Consider the following 21,116-nt stretch of genomic DNA (forward strand, 5'->3'; position numbering starts at 1 on the left):
GCCGGTGCACTGGAGCGGCCTGGTGGACGCCTACCGCCACCACATCCTGGAGCAGGGCAAGGAGCCGCTGTTCCTGCTGCTGGTGGGGTTCATCGGGTCGTTCCTGTTCATCCGGTTCAGCGTGCGCATGATCCGGCGCGGGGTGCGCTGGTGGCCGGGGAACGTCACGCCGGGCGGGCTCCACATCCACCACGTCGTCTTCGGCCTCGGGTTCCTCCTCGCGGGCGGCTTCGGGGTGTTCACCACCGGCGGGGCGCGGCTGGGCCTGTTCGGGCTGCTCTTCGGCATCGGCTGCGGGCTGGTGCTCGACGAGTTCGCGCTGCTCCTGCACCTGGAGGACGTGTACTGGAGCGAGCAGGGCCGCAAGTCGGTGGACGCCGTGATCATCGGGATCCTCGTCACCGGCCTGCTGCTCACCGGGTACGTCCCGCTGGGCGTCGTGCCCGGCGAGTCCACCCGGTGGGGCCTGGTCGCGGGCCTCTCCGTGAACGCCCTGCTGTCCGTGGTCACCCTGGTCAAGGGCAAGGTGTGGACCGGGCTGCTCGGCATCCTCGTCCCCGGTCTGTCCCTGGTCGGCGCCGTCCGGCTGGCCCGCCCCGCCAGCCCGTGGGCGCGGTGGCGCTACCGGACCCGGCCGCGCCGCGCGGCCCGCGCCGAGCGCCGGGAGCGGCGGCTCCACCGGCGGGCCGACCTGGCCCGCACCCGGCTCTTCGACCTGATCGCCGGGGCCCCCGACAAGGTCGCGCCGCACCACACCGCCACCCGGCGGGTCGCCGAGCGGATGGCCGCCCGGATGACGGCCCACCTGGACGCCCACGAGGCGCGCCGGCTGGCTCTGCTCGCCGCCCGCCGGTCCGACCGCGGACCCGCCGGCCGCGTGCCCGCCGGCCGTGTCCCGGCGGGCCGGGACGCGCCCGCGCCCTCCCGGTCCGCGCCCCTCCCGCCCGGCCGTACCGCCGACGGCCGGCCGCCGGCGCCGCCCGCCGCCCGCCGGGACCTGTCCGCCGCCCGCCGCCGCACCGTCGCCGCGGGCCGGACCCGCACCCTGCGGCGGGGCCCCCGCACCCCCCGCTGACCCGCTCCGGTCCCGGCCCGGCCCGGCCCCGGCCCTTCGAATCCCGCGGTTCCCGGCCCCGGGCCCGGGACCGGCCGGTCCCCGCCCGCGCGCCCCCGCCGTCCGCACCCCTCCGCCGCCCGGCACCGGTCGTTCCCCGTCCCGGAACGGTCGCCCGTGAACAGCTTCGGGCCCGGATGCGTAGGACTCCGCACAGGACCGCCCGTCCCGGGGAGGAACCATGCAGACCACCATCGGTGCACGAACCGAGCCGGGCGGCCGCCGCCCCCGTCCGGGCGAGGCCCGCCGCGCGGCGACGCGGGTCATCGAGGCCTGGGCCGCCGACCACTGCCTCGCCGCCACCGGCGAGGAGCTGGAGGAGCTGGCCCAGGAGGTCGTCAAGGCCGTCCGGCGCGCCGTGACCCCCCGCGTGGTGCCCCCGGCGCACGGCGGACTGACCTCCAAGCCGGGCGCGGACGCCGATGCGGCCCGCCGCATCGCCGCCCGCCTGGAGGCCGAGCTCGCCCCCGCGGGGCGCAGGCCCGAGCCCCGCGACGCCGCCCCCCGGCCGACCCGCCGCCCGCTGCACCAGCCCCACCCCCGCCGCTGAGGCCGCCCCGCCTCCGCCCCGGCGGCGGTGCGGCGGTGCGGCCGCGCCCGGACAGCAGTGAGGGCCGGGACCGCGAGAGGCTCTCCGCGGGTCTCGGCCCTCCTTCCGTCCGTGCCTCAGTGGGCGTGGCCGGACTCCTTCAGGCGCTTGACCGAGTTCTCGATCTCGGCCTCGGCCTCGACCCGGCCGACCCAGTGGGCGCCCTCGACCGACTTGCCCGGCTCCAGGTCCTTGTAGACCTCGAAGAAGTGCTGGATCTCCAGGCGGTCGAACTCCGACACGTGGTGGATGTCGCGCAGGTGCTCCCAGCGCGGGTCCGACGCCGGGACGCAGAGCAGCTTGTCGTCGCCGCCGGCCTCGTCCGTCATGTGGAACATGCCGATGGCGCGGCACTTGATCAGGCAGCCGGGGAAGGTCGGCTCCTCCAGGATCACCAGTGCGTCCAGCGGGTCCCCGTCCTCGCCGAGGGTGCCCTCGACGAAGCCGTAGTCGGCCGGGTAGCGGGTCGAGGTGAAGAGCATCCGGTCGAGGCGGAGACGGCCCGTCTCATGGTCCACCTCGTACTTGTTCCGCGAGCCCTTCGGGATCTCGATGGTGACGTCGAACTCCAACGGGTCCTCCAAGATTCGGCACTGTCAGAATCAAGTGTCTCCTACGGTACGGAGTGCTCGGGAAAGGGGCCGCCGGGTGGACGGGGCGGGGCAGTGGGCGGGTCGGGCGAAGGACGCCGCGCGGGCGGCGGGGAAGGCCGCGCGGGCGGCGGGGCGCGCGGCGGGCAGGGCGGCCGGCAGGGCGGCGCGTGCGGCCCTGGAGGCCGGGCGGGCCGCCGGACGGGCGGGAGGCCCGGCCCTGCGCCCGGCCCTGCGCGCCGCCGGGAGCGCCGCCGGGCGCACGGCCCGGGTGTGCGCCGGCCGGCTGACGGCCGCCACCCCGGCCCGCACCGCGGCGGTCGCCGGGGTGCTGGGCCTCGCCCTCGCGCTGGCCTCCGCCGTCGCCGCAGGCCCCTGGGAGGGCGGCCGCCGCACCGCCGAACGGGCCGCCGACGCCCCGCGCCCCGCCGTCACGCGCCCCGCCGTCGCGGGTCCCGCCGCGCCGCGGGCCGCGGCGCCCCGGCGCCGCCCCGCCGTCCCGGTCCTCCTCGCCGCCGGGACCGCACCCGCCGGCGGTCCGGCCCCGGTCCCGACCGCGGCGGGCCTGCGCGCCGCGCTGGCCGGCCCCGTCGCCGACCCCGCCCTGGGCACCCTCACCACGGCGGTCGCCGACGCCGCGACCGGCCGGCTGCTCTACGGTTCGGGCGACACCGTGCCCGCCACCCCCGCCTCCACCACCAAGCTCGGCACCTCGGTGGCCGCCCTCGCCCTGCTCGGCCCGGACCACCGGATCACCACCCGGGCCGTGCGCGGCGCCGCCCCCGGCGAGGTGGTGCTGGTCGGCGGCGGCGACCCCACCCTCACCGTGCTGCCCCGCCCGGCGGGCGCCGACCCGCGGACCGCCCCCGCCTCGCTGCGGGACCTCGCCGACCGCACCGCCGCCGCCCTGAAGGCGTCCGGCACCTCCTCCGTGCGCCTCGGCTACGACACCTCCGCGTACTCCGGGCCCGTCCGCCACCCGTACCACGACGGCTTCAACATCGCCCCGATCACGGCCCTCACCGTCGACGAGGGCCGCATGGACCCGCACACCTCCGGTCCCGCCGCCCGCTGGGGCGACCCCGCCGGCCAGGCCGCGCAGGCCTTCGCCGAGCTGCTGGGACGCCACGGCGTCACCGTCTCCGCCGTCCGTCCCGCCACCGCGCCCGCGCACGCCGCGGAGCTGGCCCGCGTGCAGTCGCCCGTCCTCGCCCGGCTGGTCGAGCGGCTGCTCACCGACTCGGACAACGACCTCGCCGAGGCCGTCGCCCGCCAGGCCGCGGTGGCCGCCGGCCGGCCGGTGAGCTTCGAGGGCGCCGCGCGCGCCGTCCGCGAGACGCTCACCCGCCTGGGCGTGCCGCTCGGCGGAACGATCCTGCACGACGGCAGCGGCCTCAGCCGCGACAACGCCATCCCGCCGCGGGTCCTCACCTCCCTGCTCGCCCTCGCCGCCTCCCCCCGCCACCCCGAGCTGCGGCCCGTCCTCACCGGGCTCCCCGTCGCCGCCTTCACCGGCACCCTCGGCGCCCGCTACTCCGCCGCCGCCGGATCGGCCGCCGCGGCCGGACTGGTCCGCGCCAAGACCGGCACCCTCAACGGCGTCAACACCCTCGCCGGGCTGGTCGTCGACCGTGACGGGCGGCTGCTCTCCTTCGCGCTCATGGCCCGGGGCGGCGCCGACGCGCCCTCGGTCCGCGCGGCCCTGGACCGGATCGCGGTACGGGTCGCCGCATGCGGCTGCCGGTAGCGGTCGGCAGCACGTACGGTGAAGACATGACGAGCGCGAGTGCTGACATGGTCGACTGGAACCTCGCAGTCGCGACGGCGACCCGGCTGGTGCGCCCCGGGCCGGAGATCACCCGCGAGGAGGCCCGCGAGGTGGTGGCGGAGCTGCGCCGCCACGCCCGGGACTCCGAGCAGCACGTCAGGTCGTTCACCGGCCTCTCCTCGCCCGGCGGCGGGACGCCGGTCCTCGTCGTCGACCGGCCCGGCTGGGTCCGGGCGAACGTCGCCGGGTTCCGCACCGTCGTCCAGCCGCTGGTCGCCAAGCTCCAGGCCCGCCGGCAGAACGTCCCCGGCGCGGCCCTCATCGGCGGCGTCGGCGAGAAGGTCACCGGGGTGGAGGTCGGCGCCCTGCTGGCCTTCCTCTCCTCGAAGGTGCTCGGCCAGTACGAGACCTTCGCCCCCGCGGAGGCGCCCGACAGCCCCGCCCCGCTCTTCGGGGGACCCGGCGAGCGGCCCGCCGGGGGCGCCGCCGCGGGCCGGCTGCTGCTGGTGGCCCCCAACATCGTCCACGTGGAGCGGGAGCTCGACGTGGACCCGCACGACTTCCGGCTCTGGGTCTGCCTGCACGAGGAGACCCACCGGACCCAGTTCTCGGCCGTCCCCTGGCTGCGCGACCACGTCGAGTCGGAGATCCAGGCGTTCCTCGCCGAGACCGACATCGACCCCGCCACCCTGCTGGAGCGCCTCGTCGAGGCGGCCCGCGGGCTCGCCGGCGGCCTCCCCGTCCCCGGCCTGGGCGGCGACCGGCGCCCGCAGGAGGGGCCCGCCGGGCCCGGCGGCCTCCTCGAGGCCGTCCAGACCCCCGCCCAGCGCGAGATCCTCTCCCGGCTCACCGCCGTGATGTCGCTGCTGGAGGGCCACGCCGACGTCGTGATGGACGGCGTCGGCCCCGACGTCGTCCCCTCGGTCGCCGAGATCCGGGAGAAGTTCCAGCAGCGCCGCGACCGGGGCGCCGGACGGCTCGACGTGCTGCTGCGCCGCCTGCTCGGCCTCGACGCCAAGCTGCGGCAGTACCAGGACGGCGCCGCCTTCGTCCGGGCCGTCGTCGACCGGGTGGGCATGGACGGCTTCAACCGCGTCTGGACGTCCCCCAACACCCTGCCGACCCGCGACGAGATCCACGACCCGGCCTCCTGGGTCGCCCGCATGCACGGCTGACCCCCGCGCAGGGCCCGCCCCGCAGCACTCCTGACGGCCCGTCGGGAGTCCGCCGCCTGCTGCCCGATGCCCGCCGCCCGCCCGCCGCCCGCGGGGACCGCACGGCGCGGGCGCCCGGCGGGGCAGCGCGGTGCCCCGGGCGGAGCGGCCGTCCGGCGCCTCGCCGGGCGCGCCCTGCCCGGACGTGACGGGAAGGGACCGCAGGGGCCCGCCCGGGTGAACGGTTCTGCCCGGCGGACCGTTTCTCCATTCACCCGTCCGTGGGACCGTTGTCGTACCGGTGGCGCGGGCGCCCCGGCGGGCGCTGCACTTCTGCGACGATCTGTGTCAGGCGGGGCATACCCGGCACCACCCCCCGACGCCCCGACGCCCCCGCGCCGGCGTACCGGGAGCGCCGTGGCCCGGCCCGCCGCAGCCGCCCGTGGAACGGCACGCCCCTCCGGCCCCGCCGGCCCGGGCGCGGCCCGACCCGTCCCGAAGGAGGAGCCCGCCGTGGGTCCGCACCCCGCCGTCGCAGCGATACGCCTGGCAGTCCGCCGCACCCTCGCCGACCTCGCCCGCCACGCGGTGCCCGGCGGCGCCTTCGCCGCCCCGCCCCCCACCCCGCCGCGCCAGGTCTCCGCCGACCCCACCCGGCTGCCCCGGGCCCAGGCCCCCGCCGGCGCCCCCCTCGTCCTCGTCGCCTGCAGCGGCGGCGCCGACTCCATGGCCCTCGCCGTCGCCACCGCCTTCGAGGCCCCCAAGCTCGGCCTGCGCGCCGGCGCCGTCACCGTCGACCACGGCCTCCAGCCCGGCTCCGCCGACCGCGCCCGGGACCTCGCCGACCGGCTGCGCGCCCTCGGCCTGGACCCCGTCGAGACCGCCGCCGTGAGCGTCGGCCGCCACGGAGGCCCCGAGAACGCCGCCCGCACCGCCCGCTACGCCGCCCTGGACGAGGCCGCCGCCCGCCACGGCGCGGTCGCCGTGCTGCTGGGCCACACCCGCGACGACCAGGCGGAGACCGTGCTGCTCGGCCTCGCCCGCGGCTCCGGCGCGCGCTCCCTCGCCGGCATGCCCGCCGCGACCGGCCGCTACCGCCGCCCGCTGCTGGAGGTCGACCGCTCCGCCACCCGCCAGGCCTGCGCCGCCCAGGGCGTCCCCGTCTGGGACGACCCCCACAACACCGACCCCGCCTTCACCCGCTCCCGCGTGCGCCACGAGGTGCTGCCGGTCCTGGAGAAGCACCTCGGCGGCGGCGTCGTCCAGGCCCTCGCCCGCACCGCCCGCCTCTTCCGCGACGACGCCGACGCCCTCGACGCCTGGGCCGACCTGGCGGAGCGCGAGGTCCGGGAGGCGGGCACCGCCGACGGCGGCCCCGACGGGGGCCTCGACACCGGCCGGCTCGCCGCCCTGCCGCCCGCCGTGCGGCGCCGGGTGCTGCGCCGCGCGGCCGTCCGGGCGGGCAGCCCGCCCGGTGACCTCTTCGCCCGGCACGTGGAGGCGGTCGAGCAGCTGGTCACCGGATGGCGGGGCCAGGGCCCGCTCCACCTGCCCGGGGGCGTCGAGGTGCGCCGCAGGTGTGGCAGTCTGTTCTTCCGGACGCAGACCCCGAACGCTTGAGGAAGTACCGCGCGGTGGACGACAAGGACATGGGCACCGATCTCGCCAAGGTGCTGATCACCAAGGACGAGATCGACGCCAAGCTCGCCGAGCTTGCCGGCCGGATCGACCAGGACTACGCGGGCCGGGACCTGCTGATCGTGGGCGTCCTCAAGGGTGCCGTGATGGTGATGGCCGACCTGGCCCGCGCCCTGCACACGCCCGTCACCATGGACTGGATGGCGGTGTCGTCGTACGGCATGGGCACCAAGTCCTCCGGCGTGGTGCGGATCCTCAAGGACCTCGACACCGACATCGCCGGCCGCGACGTCCTCATCGTCGAGGACATCATCGACTCCGGCCTCACCCTCTCCTGGCTGATCGGCAACCTGGGCTCGCGCGGCCCGGCCTCCCTGGAGGTCTGCACCCTGCTGCGCAAGCCCGACGCCGCCAAGGTGGAGATCGACGTCAAGTACGTCGGCTTCGACATCCCCAACGAGTTCGTGGTCGGCTACGGCCTGGACTACGCGGAGAAGTACCGCAACCTGCCGTTCGTCGGCACCCTCGCGCCGCACGTGTACGGCGGCTGAGGGGCGGGGATCCGCACGAGCGGGGAGCGGCGCGGGAACAGAGCGCCGTTCCCCGCCGTTTGAACTTCCAGCGGTCGGCATTCGTCCCCGAGGTGGGCGGCTGCGGTACCGTCCAATAAACCGCTCTTCGTACCGGGGGGCGGTGACCGCAAGGTCGAAGCACTCACCGGAAAGCGCCGGCGGGCCACAGACCGGCCGGCGCCCTCGAATGGCAGGAGGGACGGGGCGGCGACGCCCCGCATGGATGGACGTCAAACGATACTTCCGTGCGCCGATCATGTGGATCGTGCTGGCCGTCCTCGCCGTCATCGTGCTGATGCAGGTCGTCACCTCGTCGAACGGCTACAAGACGGCGAACACCGGCGACGTGGTCGCGGCCATCGACGCCGGCAAGGTACAGCAGGCGCAGCTCACCACCGGTGACGAGAACACCGTCAAGATCCAGCTCAAGCCGGGCGAGAAGATCGACGGCAACGACAAGGTCAAGGCGTCGTACATCGGCAACCAGGGCGTCGCGATCGCCGACAAGCTGCAGGCCGCCCAGGAGGCCAAGAAGCTGCCCGACGGCTACACCGTCTCCCCGACGAAGCAGAACGCCTTCCTCAGCATCGTCTTCTCGATGCTGCCGATCGTCTTCATCGTCATCGTCTTCCTGTTCCTGATGAACCAGATGCAGGGCGGCGGCTCCCGGGTGATGAACTTCGGGAAGTCCAAGGCCAAGCTGATCACCAAGGACACGCCCAAGACCACGTTCTCCGACGTGGCCGGGGCCGACGAGGCGGTGGAGGAGCTCCACGAGATCAAGGAGTTCCTGCAGGAGCCCGCCAAGTTCCAGGCCGTCGGAGCCAAGATCCCCAAGGGCGTCCTGCTCTACGGCCCCCCCGGAACCGGCAAGACCCTGCTGGCCCGCGCCGTGGCCGGCGAGGCCGGTGTGCCGTTCTACTCCATCTCCGGCTCGGACTTCGTCGAGATGTTCGTCGGTGTCGGCGCCTCCCGGGTGCGCGACCTCTTCGAGCAGGCCAAGGCGAACGCCCCCGCCATCGTCTTCGTCGACGAGATCGACGCGGTCGGCCGCCACCGCGGCGCCGGCCTCGGCGGCGGCCACGACGAGCGCGAGCAGACCCTCAACCAGCTGCTCGTCGAGATGGACGGCTTCGACGTCAAGGGCGGCGTCATCCTCATCGCCGCCACCAACCGCCCCGACATCCTCGACCCCGCGCTGCTGCGCCCGGGCCGCTTCGACCGGCAGATCGCCGTCGAGCGCCCCGACCTGCAGGGCCGCCTGGAGATCCTCAAGGTCCACCAGAAGGGCAAGCCGATCGCGCCGGACGTCGACCTCATGGCCGTCGCCCGCCGCACCCCCGGCTTCACCGGTGCCGACCTCTCCAACGTCCTCAACGAGGCGGCGCTCCTCACCGCCCGCTCCGACAAGAAGCTGGTGGACAACACCACGCTGGACGAGGCGATCGACCGCGTCGTGGCCGGCCCGCAGAAGCGGACCCGGATCATGAGCGACAAGGAGAAGAAGATCACCGCGTACCACGAGGGCGGACACGCCCTGGTCGCGGCGGCGTCCCCGAACAGCGACCCGGTGCACAAGATCACCATCCTGTCGCGCGGCCGGGCCCTGGGCTACACCATGGTCCTGCCGGACGAGGACAAGTACTCCACCACGCGCAACGAGATGCTCGACCAGCTCGCCTACATGCTGGGCGGCCGGGCCGCCGAGGAGCTCGTCTTCCACGACCCGACCACCGGTGCGGCCAACGACATCGAGAAGGCCACCGCCACCGCGCGGGCCATGGTCACCCAGTACGGCATGACCGAGCGGCTCGGCGCCATCAAGTTCGGCTCGGACAACTCCGAGCCGTTCCTCGGCCGCGAGATGGCGCACCAGCGCGACTACTCCGAGGAGGTCGCCGCGCTGGTCGACGAGGAGGTCAAGAAGCTCATCGAGACCGCGCACAACGAGGCGTGGGAGATCCTGGTCGAGAACCGCGACGTCCTCGACAACCTCGTTCTGGCCCTCCTGGAGAAGGAGACGCTGAACAAGGAGCAGATCGCCGAGATCTTCAAGCCCATCGTCAAGCGCCCGCCGCGCCCGGCCTGGACCGGCTCCACCCGGCGCACCCCGTCCACCCGGCCGCCGGTGCAGTCCCCCAAGGAGCTGGCCCTCACCAACGGCAGCCAGACCGCGACCCCCACGGTCACGGACACCGCCCCGGTGGACACGGTCAAGCTCCCGCCGCTGGAGGAGCCCCCCTCCGCCGGCTGAGCCACCGGGCCCGGCCGCCGGACCGCCCGCCGGCCGGGCCCGCACCCGGAATGACCTGCCGCACCCCCGGCGCTCTACGCTGGGGGTGCGGCATTCCTGCTGCTCGCACCGCGTTCCGTGCACCCCGCCGTGAACCGGTCCCCCGTGTACCGATCCGCCGTGAACCGCCCCGAAACGAAGCGAGGACCGCATGACCGACCCGGTGACTCTCGACGCCGCCACCGCCGTCGGGACGTTCGACCAGAAGCGGGCCGAGAACGCGATCCGCGAGCTGCTGCTCGCGGTCGGCGAGGACCCGGACAGGGAGGGCCTGCGGGAGACCCCGGCCCGGGTCGCGCGCGCCTACCGGGAGATCTTCGCGGGGCTGTGGCAGGAGCCGGAGGACGTGCTCACCACCACCTTCGACCTGGGCCACGACGAGATGGTGCTGGTCAAGGACATCGAGGTGTACTCCACCTGCGAGCACCACCTGGTCCCCTTCCACGGTGTCGCCCACGTGGGGTACATCCCGTCGGCGAGCGGGAAGATCACCGGTCTCTCCAAGCTGGCCCGCCTGGTGGACGTCTACGCCCGCCGCCCGCAGGTCCAGGAGCGTCTCACGACCCAGGTGGCCGACGCCCTGATGCGCATACTGGAGCCGCGCGGCGTCATCGTGGTCTTCGAGTGCGAGCACATGTGCATGTCGATGCGCGGCATCCGCAAGCCCGGCGCCAAGACGACCACCTCCGCGGTCCGCGGCCAGCTCCGCGACCCCGCCACCCGCGCCGAGGCGATGAGCCTCATCATGGCCCGCTGACCCCTGCGCCCCCGCCCCCGCCCCCGCCCCCCGCACCCCGGTGCGGGCTCCCCCCTTCGGGGGAACCGGTGCGGGGGCGGCCGCGTCCCAGGACACGGACGACGGGTACGTACAAAGGGGGAGTGGTCATGGGGAATCATCGCGTCTCATACTTCAGGTCTACGGAGCGTTCTGCTTTCACGCCTACGCTGAAGAACCATGAGCGATCCCGTGCCCACTGAGCCGTCCCCCCGGCAGGACCGGCGTTTCGGCCTGCAGACGCTGCGCCACCAGGCCGCCGCCGCGCCGCAGGCGTGGGTGCCCACCGCCGTCGGGTACGCCACGCTGGTCATCGGTCTGCTGGACATCGCCGGCGCCGTCTTCCCCCGGTTCCGCCGCTCCAGGATGCACGAGCTCGCCGGGATGCTGCCCGGCGGGGTCACCACCCTGGCCACCGCCGGCTCGCTGATGATCGGCATCCTGCTGGTGCTCCTGGCCCACGCCCTGCGCCGCCGCAAGCGGCGCGCCTGGCGGGCGGTGGTCGTGCTGCTGCCGGTCAGCGCCGCCCTCCACCTGCTGCGGTGGCACGCCGCCGTGCCGGCCGCGGTCTCGCTGATCCTCTTCGTGGTGATGCTGGCGCACCGCCGCGAGTTCTACGCCCGGGCCGACCCGCGCACGCGGTGGCGCGCCCTGTGGAACCTCCTCGGCATGGGCACGGTCAGCTTCCTGCTCGGCCTGCTCATCGTGAGCGTCCACCCGCGCAGCGAGATCGGGAACCCCGGCCTCGGCGAGCGGATCCAGCACGTCGTCTACGGCCTCTTCGGCTTCGAGGGCCCGATCCGCTACACCTACGAGCGCACCTCCGACCTGGTCGGCTACTCGCTGGCGGCGCTCGGCCTGCTCACCGCGCTCACCACCGCCTACCTGGCGCTGCGCCCGTCCGAGCCGGTGGCGGCGCTCACCGTCGAGGACGAGCGGAAGGTCCGGGCCCTGCTGGACCGGCACGGCGACCGCGACTCGCTGGGCTACTTCGCGCTGCGCCGCGACAAGAGCGTGCTCTTCTCGCCCACCGGCAAGGCGGCGATCTCCTACCGGGTGGTCTCCGGCGTGATGCTGGCCTCCGGCGACCCCGTCGGCGACGTCGAGGCGTGGCCCGGCGCCATCAAGGTCTTCATGGCCGAGGCCCGCGCCCACGCCTGGGTGCCCGCGGTGATGGGCTGCAGCGAGGTCGGCGGCGAGGTGTGGACCCGGGAGGCCGGTCTGGACGCGCTGGAGCTCGGCGACGAGGCCATCGTGCACACCGACGCCTTCTCCCTCTCCGGCCGGGCCATGCGCAACGTCCGGCAGATGGTCAAGCGCATCGAGCGCAACGGCTACTCCTGCAAGGTGCGGCGGGTGGCGGAGCTGGAGCCGGAGGAGCGGGAGCGGATCACGCTCGCCGCGGCCCGCTGGCGCGGCACCGACACCGAGCGCGGCTTCTCCATGGCGCTCGGCCGCTTCGGCGACCCCACCGACGACGACTGCCTGGTGGTGACCGCGCACCGCGAGGCCGGTCCGGAGGAGCCGGCCGGGGACCCGGCGCTGGGCGACCTCAAGGCCGTGCTGCACTTCGTGCCGTGGGGCCGCGACGGCATCTCGCTGGAGCTGATGCGCCGTGACCGGGCCGCGGACCCGGGCCTGAACGAGCTGCTGATCGTGGCCGCGCTCCAGGCCGCCCCGGGCCTCGGCATCCGGCGGGTGTCGCTGAACTTCGCGATGTTCCGCTCGGCCCTGGCGCGCGGCGAGCGGCTCGGCGCGGGGCCGGTGCTGCGCGCCTGGCGGGGGCTGCTGGTCTTCCTGTCCCGCTGGTTCCAGATCGAGTCGCTGTACAAGTTCAACGCCAAGTTCCAGCCGGAGTGGGAGCCGCGGTTCCTGGTCTACCCGGCCGCCCGCGACCTGCCGCGGATCGGCCTGGCCGCGATGCAGGCGGAGGCCTTCATCACCCTCGGCATGCCCCGCCTCGGCCGCCGCGGTCTGGGGCAGGGCGGGCCCTCGGAGCCCAAGCGCGCGCAGCTGGCGGCCTGACCGCCGGCGCCCCGCGGCCCGGACGGCAGCGCCGTCCGGGCCGCGGCGTGTCCGGGGCCCGGCGTGTCCCGGCCGCGGTGTCCGGACCGCGGCGCCTCCCGCCGCGCACGGACCCGGTCCCGGACGCCCCGTCGCGCCCGGTCCCGGACGCCCCGTCGCGCCCGGTGCCGGGCGCGGCGGGGCGTCCCCGCCCTGCCCGGCGCACGGCGGTCCGCACCGCCGATAATGGGCCCATGAGCACCCCCACCGCCTCGGCGCTTCCCGGCCTCCCCCCGCTGGACCGCTGCGCCGTGATGGGCGTCGTCAACGTCACCCCCGACTCGTTCTCCGACGGCGGCCGGTGGCTCGACCCCTCCGCCGCGGTCGCCCACGGCCTCGACCTGGTCGCGCAGGGCGCCGACCTGGTGGACGTGGGCGGCGAGTCCACCCGCCCGGGCGCGGTCCGCGTGCCCGAGGAGGAGGAGCTGCGCCGGGTGGTCCCGGTGGTGCGGGAACTGGCCGCGGCCGGCGCCGTCGTCAGCGTCGACACCATGCGGGCGTCCGTCGCGGAGCGTGCGGTGGCGGCCGGCGCGGCCGTCGTCAACGACGTCTCCGGCGGCCTGGCCGACCCGGACATGGCCCGGGTCGCGGCGGAGACCGGCGTGCCCTTCGTGGTGATGCACTGGCGCGGGCACTCGGCGGACATGAACAGCCTCGCGGTCTACGACGACGTCGTCACCGACGTGGTGAAGGAGCTGCAGCAGCGGATGGAGGCGGTGGTCGCCGCGGGCGTCCGGCCCGAGCAGGTGATCCTCGACCCCGGGCTCGGCTTCGCCAAGCAGGCCGCGCACGACTGGGCCCTGCTGGGCGCCCTCGACTCCCTGGTCTCGCTCGGCCGGCCCGTCCTGGTGGCCGCGTCCCGCAAGCGCTTCCTGGGCGCGCTGCTGGCCGACCCGGCCACCGGCGAGCCGCGCCCGGCCCGGCAGCGGGACGACGCGACCGCCGCGGTCTCGGCGCTCTCCGCCCAGGCGGGCGCCTGGGCGGTGCGGGTGCACGACGTGCGGGCCACCGCCGACGCCGTCCGGGTCGTCGCCGCCTGGCAGCGGGCGGCCGCCGAATGACGCCGCCCGGCTGGACGGGCGGCGGCGCGGCCGGCGACGGCGGCGCCGCGGACCGTGCGGCGGCGGACCGTGCGGCGGTCCTCGCGGCCAACACCGCGCTCTACGAGGCGCTGGAGCGGGGCGACGCGGACGCCCTCACCGACGTCTGGCTCTCGGCGGCGGACGCCGACGACGCGGGGGGAGTGGTGTGCGTGCACCCCGGGTGGCCGGTGCTGCGCGGGCGGGCGCGGGTGCTGCGCTCGTACATGCTGCTGATGGCGGACACCGACTACATCCAGTTCATCCTCACCGACGTGGAGGCGCAGGTCGCCGGGGATGTGGCGCTCGTCACCTGCACCGAGAACATCCTCTCCGGGGGCGAGGCGGAGGAGGAGGGCGGGCTGGGGCCGCTGGTCGGCGGCAAGGTCGTCACGACGAACGTCTTCCGCCGCACCGCCGACGGCTGGCGCCTCTGGTCGCACCACGGTTCCCCCGTCCTGACCAGCACCGATGCCGAGGACGAGGGCTGACGCCCGCCGCCCGGCGGCGCGCCCGGGGGAATGCGGGACCCTGCACCGGATGTTCACCTGGCCGGGCCGGGTTCCCGGCTTGGGGGCCGCGGTGCGCGGGTAGGACGGTTCCGCCCCCCGGTCGGCGGCCTCCCGGGACCGTCCGAGGTCGGAGGTAGATTCGGTACCGGCGGGCAACGGGGCCCGCCGGTGTTCTGTCTCTGGAGTGATTCGATTGCTGGACCGTGTCGCACTGCGCGGCCTGCGTGCCCGGGGCCGTCACGGCGTCTTCGCGCGGGAGCGCGAGGAGGGCCAGACGTTCGTCGTCGACGTGGTGCTCCACCTGGACACCCGTCCGGCCGCGGAGGCCGACGACCTGACCCGCACGGCGCACTACGGGATCGTCGCCGAGGAGGTGACCGCGATCGTCTCCGGCGACCCGGTGGACCTCATCGAGACCCTGGCCCAGCGCATCGCCGACCAGTGCCTGAAGCACGACCCGGTACAGGAGGTGGAGGTGACCGTGCACAAGCCGGACGCCCCGATCACCGTGCCGTTCGACGACGTGACCATCACCATCCACCGGAGCCGCGGATGACGCGCCGCGGCACCCGGCTCCGGGACGAAGCGAGGTAACCGGATGAGCAGCGACCCGACGACGTCGCCGGTGCCGCTCGGCGTCGAGCACACCGTCGACTCCGCGGACAGCACCCTGCACAACCCCCGGCCGGCGGTGATCGCCCTCGGCAGCAACCTGGGCAACCGCCTGGAGAACCTGCAGGGCGCGGTGGACGCGCTGGAGGACACCCCGGGCGTCCGGGTGAAGGCCGTCTCGGCGGTCTACGAGACCGACCCGGTGGGCGGCCCCGCCGGCCAGCCGGGCTACCTCAACGCCGTGGCCCTGCTGCGCACCACCCTGGACCCCCGCTCCCTGCTGGAGCGGGCCGGCGCGGTGGAGGACGCCTTCAGCCGCACCCGCGAGGTCCGCTGGGGCCCCCGCACCCTGGACGTCGACATCGTCGCCTACGACGGCGTGGTCTCCGAGGACCCGGCGCTGACCCTGCCGCACCCGCGGGCGCACGAGCGCGGCTTCGTCCTCGCGCCGTGGCACGACGCCGACCCCGGCGCCGAGCTGCCCGGCCGCGGCCGGGTCGAGGACCTGCTGGCGCAGGCCGGCACCGACGGCGTGCGGCGCCGCGACGACCTGCAGCTCAGGCTCCCCGAGTAGGACGGCGCCGCAGCGCCGCGGGGAACGGGCGGCGGGGGCCGCGCGTTCCCGCCCAGTACGGTAAGCAGTGCCCGCCGCCCGCTCCCAGGAAGGACGCCTTCCGCGTGAAGCCGCTTCGCCCAGCCCTGCTGGCCGGTATCGCCGTGGTCTCCGGAGTGCTCTCCTGGGCGGGCGCCAAGCTCTGGGACTCCCTGGGGGAGCTGCCCGGGGTGCCCGCCGCCGCGCCGGTGGTGCTGGCGGTGGTCGCGGTCGTGCTGCTCGCCGCGGCGATCTCGATCCGCGCCCGGCTGCGGGCGCAGCGCGACCGCGAGCCCGACGCCCGGGGCGTGGACCCGCTGAGCGCGGCCCGCGCGGTGGTGCTGGGCCAGGCCAGCGCCCTGGTCGCGGCCCTGGCGGTGGGGGTGTACGGGGGGACGGGCGTCTTCCTGCTGTCCCTGCTGGACCAGCCGGCCCGCAGGACCCAGGCGGTGACGGCGGGCCTCGCCGTGCTGGCGGGCGTCGCCGTGGTCGTCGCCGCGCTCTGGCTGCAGCAGATCTGCCGCCTCCCCGACGACAACGACAACGACGACGACCCCGCGGCCCCGGCCGTCCGCTGACGCCCGCCGCGCGACGGCCCGCGGGCCCGCCGGTCCGCGGTGCCCCGCGGGCCTGCCCGTCCGCGCCGTCCCGGCCCCGCGCGGACGACCCGGCGCCACCTCCACGACGACGACGTCACCGGCGGCCGTCCCGGCCCCGCGGACGACCGGGCCCTCCCACCCGTCCCCACCCCGCCGATCGGCGGGGGAGCGGTCCCGCCAGGGGCGGCATTCCCCCTGCGAAGGGTCATGTGTCGATCACTCTGCGTCGCCGATTGTTCCCGTCCCGACACGATCCGCTCCGGCGGCTGACATGGCCCGGAGGGGCGCGCTAGTTTTTGGCCATGCCACGCGGACGCCACCGTCAATCGTCGACCATCAGCAGGCTCCTCCCCCCGCTCTCCACCGGGGCGGTCACCAGTGCCGCCGGTGCGGTCGTGCTGCTGAGCGACGACGCGGCGCTGCTCCGGCTGGTCGGCGCCGCCGCCGTGGCCGCCGCCCTCGCGGGCGCGGTGCTGCTGCGCCGCCGCGACCGGGCCGGGGAGCAGGCGCTGGACGCCGCCTCCATCGCCCGGCAGCGCGCGGAGGAGCGCCACGAGGAGCAGGTCGCCGAGCTGGAGTACGCGGTGGAGGTCGCCGAGGAGCGGGTCTCCCGCCTCGGCCGGCGCCTGGCCGTGGAGAAGTCCCGGCTGGCGCGGTCCGAGACGGAGAACGCCCGGCTGCTGCGCGAGCGCGCCGTGCTCGCCGCCGAACAGGCCGTCAGGGACGCCGAGGCGTCCCGCCGCCGCGCCGCCGACCTGCGGCCCGGCCGCCACCCCGTGACGCCGACCGCGTACGTCCGGGCCGCGGCCGTGCTGCGCACCCTGGAGCGCCGCGCCGCGGTGGCGCAGGCCCAGCGGGTCGCCGCCCAGGTGAACGCCGAGAGCGCCCGCCGCCGCGCCGCCGCCGAGGGCCGCACCGCCCCCGCGCTGCCGCCGGCCCGGTCCGAGCACGCGCACACCCCGACCGGACCCGCCGCCGCGGTCATGCCCGCCACCAGGCAGCGGCCCCGCCCGGTGGTCGCCCGTACCGAGGGCTTCAGCTTCTTCGACCGCGCCGCGCAGAGGGCGGCCGCGGGCGCCGCGGAGGCGGCCGCCGCGGGCGACCTCACCGACGTCGTGGGCGACGAGGCCGTCGCCGAGCAGGCCCGCTACGCGGACGCGGGCGCGGCACCGGCCGGGCCGGCCGCCGGGAGCACGGCGGAGGACTCCGCCGAGGACCCCGCGGTGGTGGACCTCACGCCCCACGACGCGACCGAGCACATGGACGTGCGGGCACTGCGCGCCGCCCAGTAGTCCGCCGCCCGGGAGCGGCCGCCGGGGCCCGCGGCCCGTCCGCGGGCCCGGCGTGCCCGGCCGCCCGCGGGCGGCCGGGGGGACCCCGCGGGCCGCCCGCCGGCTACTTGTCGATGTCGCCCACCACGAAGAACATCGACCCCAGGATCGCCACCATGTCGGCCACCAGCGTGCCCGGCAGCAGCTCGGTCAGCGCCTGGATGTTGTTGTACGAGGCGGAGCGCAGCTTGAGCCGCCACGGCGTCTTGTCGCCGCGTGAGACGAGGTAGTAGCCGTTGACGCCCAGCGGGTTCTCGGTCCAGGCGTAGGTGTGGCCCTCGGGCGCCTTGAGGACCTTGGGCAGCCGCAGATTGACCGGGCCCGGCGCCAGGCCGGCGATCCGGTCCAGGCAGGCGTCGGCCAGGTCGAGGGAGACGTGGGTCTGCTCCAGCAGGCACTCGAAGCGCGCCAGGCAGTCGCCCTCCTCCCGGACGGCCACCCGCAGCACGTCGCCCAGCTCCCCGTAGGCCAGGTACGGCTCGTCGCGCCGCAGGTCGAAGTCGACGCCCGAGGCCCGGGCGATGGGCCCGCTCACCCCGTACGCGTGGACCAGCTCCGGGGCCAGCACGCCGACGCCCGCGGTGCGGCCGCGGAAGATCTCGTTGCCCAGCACCAGGTCGTCGATCCGGCCCATCTGGGCGCGCACCTGGGCGACCGCCGCCCGGACCCGGCCGGTCCAGCCGGCCGGCAGGTCCTCCTTGAGGCCGCCGACCCGGTTGAACATGTAGTGCATCCGGCCGCCCGAGGCCTCCTCCAGCACGTGCTGGAGCGTCTCGCGGCCCTCGAAGGCGTAGAAGACGGGGGTGATGCCGCCCAGCTCCAGCGGGTACGACCCGAGGAACATCAGGTGGTTGAGCACCCGGTTGAGCTCGGCCAGCAGCGTGCGCAGCCACACCGCCCGCTCCGGGACCTCCATGCCGAGCATCCGCTCCACCGCGAGGACGACGCCCAGCTCGTTGGAGAACGCCGACAGCCAGTCGTGGCGGTTGGCGAGCATGACGATCTGGCGGTAGTCGCGGGCCTCGAAGAGCTTCTCCGCGCCCCGGTGCATGTAGCCGACCACCGGCTCGGCGGAGACGATCCGCTCGCCGTCCAGCACCAGCTTCAGCCGCAGCACGCCGTGGGTGGACGGGTGCTGCGGACCGATGTTGAGCACCATGTCGCTGGTGCCGAGCTCGGTGACGTTCTCCGCACCGGAGCCGATGCCGACCGTGGTCTCCCTCATGGGCGGCAAGTCTGCCACTCCCGGGCCCCCCGCAGGCCGCCCGGTACCGGCATGCGGACCGTCTGCACCAGCCAGCCGAAGCCGCCCAGCCCCGCCGGGTCGGTCAGCTCCGCGCCCTCCCCGGCGGCGGACAGCGCCCGCAGGTAGGCCGCCGGGTCGGTGGAGGCCAGGGAGAGCGGGGGGCGGGCCCCGCCGACGCCGAGCGCCCTGAGCGCCTCGCGCTGCGTCGTCCACAGGCTGTGGACGGCCCCGGCCGCCTCCCCTGCCGCGGCGCAGGCGTCCAGCGCCACGTGCGCGGTCACGTCGCAGGAGCCGTCGGGCACCGGGCGCACCTCCCGCCCGTCGCGGAAGCCCGCGAGGGTGCCGAAGGGCGGCCGGTCCGCCGCGCCGTGGGCGTAGTCCGCCGCCACCGCGGCACCGCGCTCCAGGGACGCCACCGCCGCGGCCCACGCGGCGTCGCGGGGGGCGCCGAGCTCGACCCGGGCGCCGGGGACGGCCGCCTCCGGGACGGCCGCGTCCGGCCACCACCGCGCCGCCCAGGCGGCGTCCGCCGCGGAGAGCGGCCCGCCGGGCCGCTCCTCCCCGGTGGCGGGGTCGACCAGGACGTACCGCAGCACCCCGTCGCCGTCGGCCTCGGCGACGTCGACGGGCACGTTGTCCAGCCACTCGTTGGCGAACAGCAGCCCCGAGACCCCCTGCGGCGGCTCCGCCGACCAGGCGACCTCCGCGGGCAGCCCGGCGGGCCGCCCGGCGACCTCCACCGCGTGGAGCCGCAGCCGGGCCGCGAGCGCCGGGTCGCCGCGCCGCACGGCCGCCAGCACCCCGCACAGCAGCTCGCCGCGGCCGGCCCCGACGTCCACCAGGTCGAGCCGTGCGGGCCGTCCCAGCTCCCGGTCCACCTCGCCGAGCAGCCGGGCCACGGCGTCCGCGAAGAGCGGCGAGGCGTGCACCGAGGTGCGGAAGTGCCCGGCCGGGCCCTCCGGCCGCCGGTAGAAGCCGCCCTCGCCGTACAGCGCCCGCTGCGCGGCCTCCCGCCAACCCGTCCACGTCATGACCGGGACGCTACCCGGCGGCGCCCGCACCGCGGCGGTCCGCCCGCCCCCTGCCCGCCCGCACCTCCCGCACCGCCCGTACCACCCGCACCTCTCCGTACCACCCGCACCGCCGGAGCCCCCCGCCGTCCCCGACCCGGCCTCCCCTCTCTCCGACCTGGGGAGTAGGGCGGATCGGCCTGGCGGTGGACCGGGGGCACCCCGCCGACTGCCTAGGCTGGAGAGCGTGCAGCACCTCTACGCGTGGCTCCGCAGGCGCCCCACGGTGGCCGACACCGGGTGGGCGCTGCTGGTGCTGGGCCTGGGCGTGCTGTCCGAGGCCTCCGCCCCCGAGCACCGCTACTCCACGGCCTCCTTCCTCGTGGTCGCCCCGATGCTCGCCGGACTGATGGCCGTGCGCCGCCGGTTCCCGGACGCGGCCCTGGCCGGCGGCCTCGCCGTCGGCCTGCTCCAGGTGGCCGCGGGGTGGGAGCCCAACCCCACCGCCATCGCCCTGCTGGTCCTCGCCTACACGGCCGCCGCCTTCGGCTCCCGCTGGGCGTCGCGGACGGCGCTGGCGGCCGGCCTGGCCGCGGGGCCCCTCACACTGTGGCGGTTCAGCACCGCGGACGACCCCCGCATGCACCAGCCCGGCCAGATCGTGCTGGTCAGCGTGCTGCTCTCGGTGCCCTTCGTGCTCTGCTGGGCGCTGGGCCGCCTCACCCGCGTCCGCCGCGCCTACTACGCGGAGCTGGAGGACCGCGCCGCCCGCCTGGAGCGCGAGCGCGACGCCCGCGCCAAGGTGGCCGTCGCCGCCGAGCGCGCCCGCATCGCCCGCGAACTGCACGACGTGGTGGCGCACAACGTGTCGGTGATGGTGGTCCAGGCGGACGGCGCCGCCTACGTCATGGACGCCTCACCCGGACAGGCCAGGGAGGCGCTGGCCACCATCGCCTCGACCGGGCGCCAGGCGCTGGACGAGATGCGCAGGCTGCTCGGGGTGCTGCGCTCGGCCGACCCCGGCGAGGGCGAGTACGTGCCGCAGCCCGGGGTGGAGCAGCTCCCCGACCTGCTGGAGCAGGTCCGCGGCGCCGGCCTGCCCGTCGACTTCGCGCTGGAGGGCAGCCCGTGCCCGCTGCCGCGCGGGGTGGAGCTCACCGCGTACCGGATCGTGCAGGAGGCGCTCACCAACGTCCGCAAGCACGGCGGGCCCGACGCCCGCGCCGAGGTCCGCATCCGCTTCGCCGACGGCACCGTGGACGTGCGGGTCGAGGACGACGGCCGCGGCGCGGTCGCCGAGCTGTACGAGCAGGGCGGCGCCGACGGGCAGGGCCACGGGCTGATCGGCATGCGGGAGCGGGTCGGCATGGTCGGCGGCAGCCTGGACGCCGGGCCGCGGCCGGGCGGGGGCTTCCGCATCCGCGCCGTCCTGCCGCTCCGGGCGGCGACCACGGCCTGAGCACCGCCCCGGACGACCCCGCCCGCACCCGCCCGCCGCGAACCGCCCGCCGCGAACCGCCCGGCCCGAACCGCCCCGCCCGGAACCGTCCCCGCCGGCCACCACCGAGGAGAACCACC

At 76.2% G+C, this 21,116-nt stretch carries 19 protein-coding genes; 16 read left to right on the plus strand and 3 right to left on the minus strand.

Annotation, left to right across the window (positions count from 1 at the left end):
• Positions 1–4: 4 nt before the first annotated feature.
• Together LO771_RS08620 and LO771_RS08630 are read left to right on the plus strand one after the other, a co-directional pair.
• On the plus strand, positions 5–1,075 hold the full coding sequence (locus tag LO771_RS08620; RefSeq protein WP_230649390.1) for a hypothetical protein: 1,071 nt from the start codon (positions 5–7) through the stop codon (positions 1,073–1,075).
• Positions 1,076–1,295: 220 nt separating this feature from the next.
• Positions 1,296–1,664: a hypothetical protein gene (locus LO771_RS08630; RefSeq protein WP_230649392.1), complete on the plus strand. Its 369-nt coding sequence runs from the start codon at positions 1,296–1,298 to the stop codon at positions 1,662–1,664.
• Positions 1,665–1,780: 116 nt separating this feature from the next.
• On the opposite strand, the gene LO771_RS08635 is transcribed toward LO771_RS08630, so the two are convergent.
• A complete protein-coding gene (locus LO771_RS08635; RefSeq protein WP_230649537.1) occupies positions 1,781–2,275 on the minus strand; it encodes an inorganic diphosphatase in 495 nt (164 codons plus the stop codon).
• 76 nt (positions 2,276–2,351) lie between these two features.
• On the opposite strand from LO771_RS08635, the gene dacB reads away from it, so the two are divergent.
• From dacB to LO771_RS08700, 13 genes are all read left to right on the plus strand, one after another.
• Positions 2,352–4,040 (plus strand): D-alanyl-D-alanine carboxypeptidase/D-alanyl-D-alanine-endopeptidase, encoded by a 1,689-nt coding sequence (gene dacB / locus LO771_RS08640; RefSeq protein WP_230649396.1) that lies wholly within the window; start codon positions 2,352–2,354, stop codon positions 4,038–4,040.
• Positions 4,041–4,066: 26 nt separating this feature from the next.
• The gene (locus LO771_RS08645; protein ID WP_230649399.1) at positions 4,067–5,236 is read left to right on the plus strand and encodes a zinc-dependent metalloprotease; all 1,170 of its coding nucleotides are present in this window, start codon (positions 4,067–4,069) and stop codon (positions 5,234–5,236) included.
• Between the two features lie 492 nt (positions 5,237–5,728).
• Positions 5,729–6,835: a tRNA lysidine(34) synthetase TilS gene (tilS, locus tag LO771_RS08650; protein ID WP_230649401.1), complete on the plus strand. Its 1,107-nt coding sequence runs from the start codon at positions 5,729–5,731 to the stop codon at positions 6,833–6,835.
• Between the two features lie 14 nt (positions 6,836–6,849).
• A complete protein-coding gene (gene hpt, locus LO771_RS08655; protein ID WP_230649539.1) occupies positions 6,850–7,404 on the plus strand; it encodes a hypoxanthine phosphoribosyltransferase in 555 nt (184 codons plus the stop codon).
• Between the two features lie 244 nt (positions 7,405–7,648).
• On the plus strand, positions 7,649–9,679 hold the full coding sequence (ftsH, locus tag LO771_RS08660) for an ATP-dependent zinc metalloprotease FtsH (protein ID WP_230649403.1): 2,031 nt from the start codon (positions 7,649–7,651) through the stop codon (positions 9,677–9,679).
• A 190-nt stretch (positions 9,680–9,869) separates the two neighbouring features.
• Positions 9,870–10,475 (plus strand): GTP cyclohydrolase I FolE, encoded by a 606-nt coding sequence (gene folE / locus LO771_RS08665; protein ID WP_230649405.1) that lies wholly within the window; start codon positions 9,870–9,872, stop codon positions 10,473–10,475.
• A gap of 198 nt (positions 10,476–10,673) precedes the next feature.
• Positions 10,674–12,518, plus strand: coding sequence for a phosphatidylglycerol lysyltransferase domain-containing protein (locus LO771_RS08670; RefSeq protein WP_230649408.1), 1,845 nt, complete (start codon positions 10,674–10,676; stop codon positions 12,516–12,518).
• A 233-nt stretch (positions 12,519–12,751) separates the two neighbouring features.
• A complete protein-coding gene (gene folP / locus LO771_RS08675) occupies positions 12,752–13,618 on the plus strand; it encodes a dihydropteroate synthase (protein ID WP_230649410.1) in 867 nt (288 codons plus the stop codon).
• A complete protein-coding gene (locus tag LO771_RS08680) occupies positions 13,615–14,127 on the plus strand; it encodes a nuclear transport factor 2 family protein (protein ID WP_230649412.1) in 513 nt (170 codons plus the stop codon). Before folP ends, LO771_RS08680 begins: the two co-directional genes overlap by 4 nt.
• 217 nt (positions 14,128–14,344) lie before the next feature.
• The gene (gene folB / locus LO771_RS08685; protein WP_230649541.1) at positions 14,345–14,704 is read left to right on the plus strand and encodes a dihydroneopterin aldolase; all 360 of its coding nucleotides are present in this window, start codon (positions 14,345–14,347) and stop codon (positions 14,702–14,704) included.
• Positions 14,705–14,746: 42 nt separating this feature from the next.
• Positions 14,747–15,334: a 2-amino-4-hydroxy-6-hydroxymethyldihydropteridine diphosphokinase gene (gene folK, locus LO771_RS08690; RefSeq protein WP_230649413.1), complete on the plus strand. Its 588-nt coding sequence runs from the start codon at positions 14,747–14,749 to the stop codon at positions 15,332–15,334.
• 104 nt (positions 15,335–15,438) lie between these two features.
• The gene (locus LO771_RS08695; protein ID WP_230649414.1) at positions 15,439–15,930 is read left to right on the plus strand and encodes a DUF3180 domain-containing protein; all 492 of its coding nucleotides are present in this window, start codon (positions 15,439–15,441) and stop codon (positions 15,928–15,930) included.
• 323 nt (positions 15,931–16,253) lie between these two features.
• Positions 16,254–17,243, plus strand: coding sequence for a hypothetical protein (locus LO771_RS08700; protein WP_230649416.1), 990 nt, complete (start codon positions 16,254–16,256; stop codon positions 17,241–17,243).
• Between the two features lie 103 nt (positions 17,244–17,346).
• On the opposite strand, the gene LO771_RS08705 is transcribed toward LO771_RS08700, so the two are convergent.
• Both LO771_RS08705 and LO771_RS08710 read right to left on the minus strand, forming a co-directional pair.
• On the minus strand, positions 17,347–18,516 hold the full coding sequence (locus LO771_RS08705; protein WP_230649418.1) for an NADH-quinone oxidoreductase subunit D: 1,170 nt from the start codon (positions 18,514–18,516) through the stop codon (positions 17,347–17,349).
• Positions 18,504–19,559, minus strand: coding sequence for an SAM-dependent methyltransferase (locus LO771_RS08710; protein WP_230649420.1), 1,056 nt, complete (start codon positions 19,557–19,559; stop codon positions 18,504–18,506). The genes LO771_RS08705 and LO771_RS08710 overlap by 13 nt, the downstream gene beginning before the upstream one ends.
• A 226-nt stretch (positions 19,560–19,785) precedes the next feature.
• Here LO771_RS08710 and LO771_RS08715 point away from each other — a divergent pair, with 226 nt between their 5' ends.
• A complete protein-coding gene (locus LO771_RS08715; protein ID WP_230649422.1) occupies positions 19,786–20,997 on the plus strand; it encodes a sensor histidine kinase in 1,212 nt (403 codons plus the stop codon).
• The last annotated feature ends 119 nt before the right edge of the window (positions 20,998–21,116 follow it).

The sequence above is a fragment of the Streptacidiphilus sp. ASG 303 genome (assembly GCF_020991365.1).
GTDB lineage: Bacteria > Actinomycetota > Actinomycetes > Streptomycetales > Streptomycetaceae > Peterkaempfera.

Bases quoted from the DNA above. Each gene is read 5' to 3' on its own strand.
- LO771_RS08645 (WP_230649399.1), top strand. From the start codon at position 4,067: ATGACGAGCGCGAGTGCTGACATGGTCGACTGGAACCTCGCAGTCGCG.
- folK (WP_230649413.1), top strand. From the start codon at position 14,747: ATGAGCAGCGACCCGACGACGTCGCCGGTGCCGCTCGGCGTCGAGCAC.
- LO771_RS08700 (WP_230649416.1), top strand. From the start codon at position 16,254: ATGCCACGCGGACGCCACCGTCAATCGTCGACCATCAGCAGGCTCCTC.
- LO771_RS08630 (WP_230649392.1), top strand. From the start codon at position 1,296: ATGCAGACCACCATCGGTGCACGAACCGAGCCGGGCGGCCGCCGCCCC.
- LO771_RS08710 (WP_230649420.1), bottom strand. From the start codon at position 19,559: ATGACGTGGACGGGTTGGCGGGAGGCCGCGCAGCGGGCGCTGTACGGC.
- LO771_RS08670 (WP_230649408.1), top strand. From the start codon at position 10,674: ATGAGCGATCCCGTGCCCACTGAGCCGTCCCCCCGGCAGGACCGGCGT.
- folP (WP_230649410.1), top strand. From the start codon at position 12,752: ATGAGCACCCCCACCGCCTCGGCGCTTCCCGGCCTCCCCCCGCTGGAC.
- ftsH (WP_230649403.1), top strand. From the start codon at position 7,649: ATGGACGTCAAACGATACTTCCGTGCGCCGATCATGTGGATCGTGCTG.
- folE (WP_230649405.1), top strand. From the start codon at position 9,870: ATGACCGACCCGGTGACTCTCGACGCCGCCACCGCCGTCGGGACGTTC.
- LO771_RS08680 (WP_230649412.1), top strand. From the start codon at position 13,615: ATGACGCCGCCCGGCTGGACGGGCGGCGGCGCGGCCGGCGACGGCGGC.